General features: G+C 69.1%; 6 protein-coding genes. 5 read left to right on the top strand and 1 reads right to left on the bottom strand.

The genetic code is table 11. From position 1 onward, the window contains the following. The first annotated feature begins 194 nt into the window (after positions 1–194). The 4 genes from FNH04_RS37175 (at position 195) to FNH04_RS37160 (ending at position 6,010) form a co-directional block, all read left to right on the top strand. Positions 195–1,544 carry a sensor histidine kinase gene (locus tag FNH04_RS37175; protein ID WP_152790247.1) on the top strand — a complete coding sequence of 450 codons (1,350 nt, stop codon included), beginning with the start codon at positions 195–197 and terminating at the stop codon, positions 1,542–1,544. 489 nt (positions 1,545–2,033) lie between these two features. Continuing rightward, positions 2,034–2,693 (top strand): response regulator transcription factor, encoded by a 660-nt coding sequence (locus tag FNH04_RS37170; protein ID WP_322724944.1) that lies wholly within the window; start codon positions 2,034–2,036, stop codon positions 2,691–2,693. A 316-nt stretch (positions 2,694–3,009) separates the two neighbouring features. After that, positions 3,010–4,938: a 2-oxoacid:acceptor oxidoreductase subunit alpha gene (locus tag FNH04_RS37165; RefSeq protein ID WP_322724943.1), complete on the top strand. Its 1,929-nt coding sequence runs from the start codon at positions 3,010–3,012 to the stop codon at positions 4,936–4,938. Next, positions 4,931–6,010, top strand: coding sequence for a 2-oxoacid:ferredoxin oxidoreductase subunit beta (locus FNH04_RS37160; protein WP_152790246.1), 1,080 nt, complete (start codon positions 4,931–4,933; stop codon positions 6,008–6,010). Before FNH04_RS37165 ends, FNH04_RS37160 begins: the two co-directional genes overlap by 8 nt. A 173-nt stretch (positions 6,011–6,183) precedes the next feature. Here the strand turns inward: FNH04_RS37160 and FNH04_RS37155 are convergent, their stop codons facing one another. Continuing rightward, a complete protein-coding gene (locus FNH04_RS37155) occupies positions 6,184–6,525 on the bottom strand; it encodes a winged helix-turn-helix transcriptional regulator (RefSeq protein WP_152790248.1) in 342 nt (113 codons plus the stop codon). 153 nt (positions 6,526–6,678) lie between these two features. Here FNH04_RS37155 and FNH04_RS37150 point away from each other — a divergent pair, with 153 nt between their 5' ends. Beyond that, on the top strand, positions 6,679–7,533 hold the full coding sequence (locus tag FNH04_RS37150; protein WP_152790245.1) for an SDR family oxidoreductase: 855 nt from the start codon (positions 6,679–6,681) through the stop codon (positions 7,531–7,533). The last annotated feature ends 93 nt before the right edge of the window (positions 7,534–7,626 follow it).

Here is a 7,626-nt window from a genome sequence, read left to right as displayed (position 1 = left end):
GGGCCGGAGGGACCGGGCGCCGCCTACGGGTGCCCCGGAGGGAACGGGGTTCCTACCGGTGCCCCGGAGGCCCCAGGTAGGGAAAACCCCCGCACCAAGATGCCGACGGACTCCATGGTCCGTCCGCCCGGGCGCGAGCACTGTGGAACCACGACATCCGAAGTGTGGAATCCGAACAGGAACGGACGGCGGCGATGGCCACGGAGTATGGACACGGGTACGGGGGCTGGGGTGGCTCCGAGGTGGCCGAGGAGCGACGGCACCGGCTCCCGGCGGGGCTGCGGGCGCCGTTCGAGGCGCGGACCTGGCGGGAGTTCACGTACATACTGCTGGGCTTTCCCCTCGGCATCCTGATGTTCACCTACGCCATAACGATGGTGTCGACCGGGGTGGGACTGCTGGTCACGTTCCTCGGTGTGCCGGTGCTGGCCGCAGCACTGGCGGGCAGCCGGGGCATCGGCGCACTGGAGCGGGCGCGGGCGCGCGGACTGCTCGGTGTAGAGGTGGCCACCCCGGAGCCGCTGCGGACGAAGCGGTCCGGCGCCGTGGAGTGGATGGGGGCCGTGCTCAGGAGCAGTACGTCGTGGCGGCACCTGCTGTACACGGTGGTGCAGTTCCCTTGGGCGGTGTTCTCGTTCGTGGTGGCCGTGCACCTGATGGTGTTCGGATGGGGGCTGCTGACGTATCCGCTGTGGTTCTGGGCGTTCCCGATGTGGGCGGGGCAGGACGGCCTGCTGCTGTACGGCGGCGAGTCCCACCAGGTGTACCTGGACAACCCGTTCGAGATCACCGTAACCGCGCTGGTCGGGCTGCTGATCACGATGGCCTCGCCGTGGATCGTGCGGGCGCTGACGATGGTGGACCGGCTGATGGTGGTGGGGCTGCTGGGGCCGTCCCGGCTGGCGACGCGGGTGGTGGAGCTGGAGTCGGACCGGGGCGTCGTGGTCGACACGGCGGCGGCCGACCTGCGGCGCATAGAGCGGGATCTGCACGACGGGGCGCAGGCGCGGCTGGTGGCGCTGGCGATGGATCTGGGGCTCGCGAAGGAGAAGCTGGCGGAGGATCCGCAGGCGGCGGCGCGGATGGTGGACGAGGCGCACGGTGAGGTCAAGACGGCGCTGCAGGAGCTGCGGGACCTGGCACGCGGGATTCATCCGGCGGTACTGACGGACCGGGGGCTGGACGCGGCGTTGTCGGCGGTGGCCTCCCGGTGCACCGTGCCGGTGCGGGTGGAGGTGGATCTTCCGGCGGCCCGGCCGGCGCCCGCCATCGAGGGAATCGCGTACTTCACGGTGTCCGAGCTGCTGCAGAACGTGAGCAAGCACTCCGGGGCCACGCGGGCGATGGTGGATGTGTGGAAGGTGGACGACCGGCTGATGCTGCAGGTGGCGGACAACGGGGCCGGCGGGGCCGATCCCTCGGCCGGGTCGGGGCTGGCGGGGCTGGCGGAGCGTCTGGACGCCGTGGACGGTGTTCTCGTGGTGGACTCGCCGGTGGCGGGGCCTACGCGGATCACCGCGGAGCTGCCCTGGCGAAGGGCGTAGCTCGGCTGCGGGGTGGAGCTGGCTGGGTGTCGCCTCCTGGTCTGGCTCGGCCGTGTTCTGGCCCGGCTGTTCTGGTCTGGCTGTGTTCTGGCCCGGCTGTGTTCTCGCCCGGCTGTGTTCTCGCTCGGCTGTCGCCTCCCGTTCGGGGCCTGGCTGGGCTGTCGCCCCCTGTTCGTGCGGTCGCGCGGGCGGGGGCGCTGTCGTGTTCGGGGCGTGAAGGGGACGGGCCCTGGCCCCACGCGCGACACGAACGCTGGAGGCCGGAGGCCGCTCGTGTGGTTTTTGAGGGGGACACGAGGCGAGCAGGTCACTCTGGGTGTGGAAAACCGTGGGGGCGTTATCCACAGGCCCGGTGGGGGACGACGGATCGCGGGATACTGATGTGTCGAACGGCGGCGGTACGTCAGGGTCGCCGAGGAGGGGGCCGTCGGATGCATCAGGGCGGCCCGACACACAGGGTTCGGGGGGCCGAGGATCGTGGAGGACAGGGTGCGGGTGGTCATCGCCGAGGATTCCGTGCTGTTGAGGGAGGGACTCACCCGGCTGCTGACCGACCGTGGGCACGAGGTCGTGGCGGGGGTCGGGGACGCGGACGCGCTGATCAAGACCATCACCGATCTGGCGGCGCAGAACGAGCTGCCCGATGTGGTGGTGGCGGATGTACGGATGCCGCCCACGCACACGGACGAGGGCGTGAGAGCCGCGGTGCTGTTAAGGAAGCAGCATCCGGAGCTCGGTGTGCTGGTGCTGTCACAGTACGTGGAGGAGCGGTACGCCACGGAGCTGCTCGCGGGCTCCACTCACGGTGTCGGCTATCTGCTGAAGGACCGGGTGGCCGAAGTGCGGGAGTTCGTGGACGCGGTGGTGCGGGTGGCCCGGGGCGGTACGGCACTGGACCCGGAGGTGGTCGCACAGCTGCTGGGACGCAGCCGTAAGCAGGACGTACTCGCGGGGCTCACCCCGAGGGAGCGGGAGGTCCTGGGGCTGATGGCCGAAGGGCGGACCAACTCGGCGATCGCGCGGCAGCTGGTGGTGAGTGACGGTGCCGTGGAGAAGCACGTCAGCAATATCTTCCTGAAGCTCGGGCTGTCCCAGAGTGACGGGGACCACCGGCGTGTTCTGGCGGTGTTGACCTACCTGAACTCATGATGAGCTGACACTGTGTCAGATAGGGACTCGGCCCACGGGGAACCGGCCTGCGGTTCGTGGACCTTCGGGTCGGACCCGGGCCGAGAATCGACGCGGGGAGCGGACAAGCCAGAACCGCGGGACAGCACGAAGCGTCTTCAAGGAGAGTGTCGGGGGGCGAGTAAATCATGACAAGTCGGGGCGTTGTGCCGTCTCAAAGTGATGTCCATCATGCGAACGGCCACGGGAGGGCGCCCCTTACCGACGTAGGGTTGGCCTTGGGAAGGCCGACGGGACGGCCAGGCCCAGACACCCGCCTCAAGGGAGGTCCAGATCAGTGACCAGCCAGGTCAGCAGCCCAGAGGAGCAGGCCGACGAGGCCGTCGTGGGAGAGCAGCGCAGAGCGGCGGGTGTGAAGGACGTCCGCCGACTGGACCGGGTGATCATCCGGTTCGCGGGGGACTCCGGGGACGGTATGCAACTCACCGGTGACCGGTTCACCTCGGAAACGGCCTCGTTCGGCAACGATCTGTCCACCCTGCCGAACTTCCCCGCCGAGATCCGCGCACCCGCCGGAACCCTCCCCGGCGTGTCCAGCTTCCAGCTCCACTTCGCCGACCATGACATCCTCACCCCCGGCGACGCGCCCAACGTCCTCGTCGCCATGAACCCCGCGGCCCTCAAAGCCAACATCGCGGACCTGCCACGTGGCGCGGAGATCATCGTCAACACCGACGAGTTCACCAAACGGGCGATGCAGAAGGTCGGCTACACCACCAGCCCGCTGGAAGACGGCTCGCTGGACGGATACCAGGTCCACCCGGTGCCGCTGACCACACTCACGGTGGAGGCGCTCAAGGAGTTCGACCTGTCCCGCAAGGAGGCCGAACGCAGCAAGAACATGTTCGCGCTGGGCCTGCTGTCGTGGATGTACCACCGGCCGACCGAGGGGACCGAGAAGTTCCTGAAGTCGAAGTTCGCCAAGAAGCCCGATATCGCGGCCGCCAATATCGCCGCGTTCCGCGCGGGCTGGAACTTCGGGGAGACCACCGAGGACTTCGCGGTCTCGTACGAGGTCGCTCCGGCGGCCAAGGCGTTCCCGGTCGGCACCTACCGCAACATCTCCGGCAACCTCGCCCTGTCGTACGGGCTCATCGCCGCCTCCCGCCAGGCCGACCTGCCCCTCTACCTGGGTTCGTACCCGATCACCCCGGCCTCCGACATCCTGCACGAGCTGTCCCGGCACAAGAACTTCGGTGTGCGCACCTTCCAGGCCGAGGACGAGATCGCCGGCATCGGCGCCGCGCTGGGCGCGGCCTTCGGCGGCTCCCTGGCCGTGACGACGACCTCCGGTCCGGGCGTGGCGCTCAAGAGCGAGACCATCGGGCTCGCGGTCTCGCTGGAGCTGCCGCTGCTGATCGTCGACATCCAGCGCGGCGGCCCCTCCACCGGCCTGCCCACCAAGACCGAACAGGCCGACCTGCTCCAGGCGATGTACGGACGCAACGGCGAAGCCCCCGTCCCGGTCGTCGCGCCGCGCACTCCGGCCGACTGCTTCGATGCCGCCCTCGAAGCCGCCCGGATCGCGCTGACGTACCGCACCCCGGTGTTCCTGCTCTCCGACGGCTACCTGGCCAACGGCTCCGAGCCCTGGCGCATCCCTGAGACGGACGAACTCCCGGACCTGCGGGTGCGGTTCACGCAGGGACCGAACCACACCCTGGACGACGGCACCGAGGTCTTCTGGCCCTACAAGCGCGACCCCCAGACCCTCGCCCGGCCCTGGGCGATCCCGGGCACGCCGGGCCTGGAGCACCGTATCGGCGGCATCGAGAAGCAGGACGGCACCGGCAACATCTCCTACGACCCCGCCAACCACGACTTCATGGTCCGCACCCGCCAGGCGAAGATCGACGGCATCGACGTACCGGACATCGAGGTCGACGATCCGCACGGCGCCCGCACACTCGTGCTGGGCTGGGGGTCGACGTACGGGCCGATCACAGCGGCCGTACGGCGGCTGCGCAACGCCGGACAGGCGATCGCGCAGGCCCATCTGCGCCACCTCAACCCCTTCCCCTCCAACCTCGGCGCGGTGCTCCACAGCTACGACCGCGTCGTCATCCCGGAGATGAACCTCGGTCAGCTCGCCACGCTGATCCGGGCGAAGTACCTGGTCGACGCCCACTCCTACAACCAGGTCAACGGAATGCCGTTCAAGGCCGAACAACTCGCCACGGCGCTCAAGGAGGCCATCGATGGCTGAGACGTCCACGGAAGGCACGGGCACGATCGAGGCGCTCTCCCTCGTGCCCAAGGCCGGGGCCAAGCAGTCGATGAAGGACTTCAAGTCCGATCAGGAGGTGCGCTGGTGCCCGGGATGCGGTGACTACGCCATCCTCGCGGCCGTTCAGGGCTTCATGCCCGAACTCGGGCTGGCCAAGGAGAACATCGTCTTCGTCTCCGGCATCGGATGCTCCTCCCGCTTCCCGTACTACATGAACACGTACGGCATGCACTCCATCCACGGCCGCGCCCCCGCCATCGCCACCGGCCTGGCCACCTCACGCCGTGACCTGTCCGTCTGGGTCGTCACCGGCGACGGCGACGCCCTCTCCATCGGCGGCAACCACCTCATCCACGCCCTGCGCCGCAACGTCAACCTCAAGATCCTGCTCTTCAACAACCGCATCTACGGCCTCACCAAAGGCCAGTACTCCCCCACCTCCGAAGTCGGCAAGATCACCAAGTCCACCCCCATGGGGTCACTGGACGCGCCCTTCAACCCCGTGTCCCTGGCCATCGGCGCCGAGGCCTCCTTCGTGGCGCGCACCGTCGACTCCGACCGCAAGCACCTGACGGAGGTACTGCGGCAGGCCGCCGCCCACCCCGGCACGGCGCTGGTCGAGATCTACCAGAACTGCAACATCTTCAACGACGGCGCCTTCGAGGCCCTCAAGGACAGGCAGCAGGCGGAGGAGGCCGTGATCCGCCTGGAGCACGGCCGGCCCATCCGCTTCGGCACCGACGGCGCCAAGGGCGTCGTACGCGATCAGGCGACGGGCGACCTGAAGGTGGTCACCATCACGCCGGAGAACGAGGCCCAGGTCCTGGTCCACGACGCCCACACCGCGTCCCCGACCACCGCCTTCGCCCTCTCCCGGCTCGCCGACCCCGACACCCTCCACCACACCCCCATCGGCGTCTTCCGATCCGTCGACCGACCGGTCTACGACACCCAGATGTCCGACCAACTGGACACGGCCATCGAACAGAAGGGCAAGGGAGACCTGGCCACGCTGCTGGCGGGCGGGGACACCTGGACGGTCGTCGGCTGACGCTCGCCGAACGATCACTGACAAATCGCTGACGATCGAGTGAGCTTCGAGGGCCTGGGTGCGTCACCCGGGCCCTCCCGGCGTCAAGGGGCGGTAGCCTCAGTGCCTACCGACGGTGAAGCTCTTCAGATCCCTCCGGACCTTTCCGGGCCCCTTCAGGCCTCCCCGGAGTCTCAGAGCCGCCCCTTCGACGCGTCGTACTCCTCCCGCGCCTTCTGCACCTGGTCCATCCGCTGCTGCGTCCAGGTGGCCAGCGCGCGGACCTGTTCCGCCGCCTCACGGCCGAGGTCGGTCAGGGAGTAGTCGACCCTCGGCGGGATCACGGGTTTGGCGTCGCGGTGGACGAGGCCGTCGCGTTCCAGGGTCTGCAGGGTCTGGGTGAGCATCTTCTCGCTGACCCTGCCGACAGCGCGGCGCAGTTCGCTGAAGCGGTAGGGGCGGTCGAGGAGTTCGATCAGGACCAGGACGCCCCAGCGGCTGGTGACGTGTTCCAGGACGAGGCGGTACGGACACATCGCCGCGCCCGTGTCGTACTTGGCGATCGGGGCTTCTGCTGCGGGGTTACTTACGGCCACGCCAGTACCTTACTTCAAAGTGGGTACTTTCGTTGAGTTAGCGCACCCCCTAGGGTTAGCGGTCAGAGCCACCCACTTAGGAGTTGTCTGACCATGAGCATTGTTGTCACGGGCGCGACCGGGAACCTCGGCCGTTTCGTCATCGAGGGCCTGCTGGAGAAGGTTCCCGCCGAGCAGATCACCGCCGTCGTGCGCAGCGAGGAGAAGGGGGCCGGGTTCGCGGCCCGCGGTGTGAAGCTCGCGGTCGCCGACTACAACGCCCCCGAGACCTTCGACGGCCTCTTCTCCGCCGGTGACAGGGTTCTCCTCATCTCCGGCAGCGAGGTCGACAAGGGCCGCGTCACCCAGCACAAGGTCGTGATCGACGCCGCCAAGGCCGCCGGGGTCGCATTTCTCGCGTACACCAGCGCGCCCGGAAGCCTGACCGCCGCCCTCGCCGACGACCACCGCGGGACCGAGCAGCTGCTCCTGGAGTCCGGTCTGCCGTACGCGCTGCTGCGCAACGGCTGGTACAACGAGAACTACACCGAGCAGCTCGCCCCCGTACTGGAGCACGGCGCCGTCGTCCACGCGGCGGGCGAGGGCAGGGTCGCCTCCGCCGCGCGCGCCGACTACGCGGCCGCCGCCGTCGCCGTACTGACCGGCGAGGGTCACGAGAACAAGACGTACGAGCTGACCGGCGACGTGGCGTGGAGCTTCGCCGAGTACGCCGCCGAGATCGCCCAGCAGACCGGCAAGGAGATCGTCGCCAACCCCGTGCCCGCCGATGTCCTCGTGGGCATCCTGACCGGCGCCGGGCTGCCCGAGCCGTTCGCCCAGATCCTGGCGGGCGTGGACGAGTCCATAGGGAAGGGCCAGCTGGCGGGCACCAGTGGTGAGCTGTCCGGGCTGATCGGCCGGTCCACCACGCCGATCGCGGACTCGATCGCGGCCGCACTGAAGGCCTGAGCTCCCGGCCCACCAACCCTGCCACGGGCCACGCGGCCGCCTGGCCGGCGCCTGGCCGGCGCAGCGCGACACCCGACCCGCCTGGCCCACCGC

It is taken from the genome of Streptomyces phyllanthi, from assembly GCF_009377205.1.
In the GTDB taxonomy this organism is placed as follows: Bacteria; Actinomycetota; Actinomycetes; order Streptomycetales; family Streptomycetaceae; genus Streptomyces; species Streptomyces phyllanthi.
This window is presented reverse-complemented; position numbering and strand designations above follow the sequence as displayed.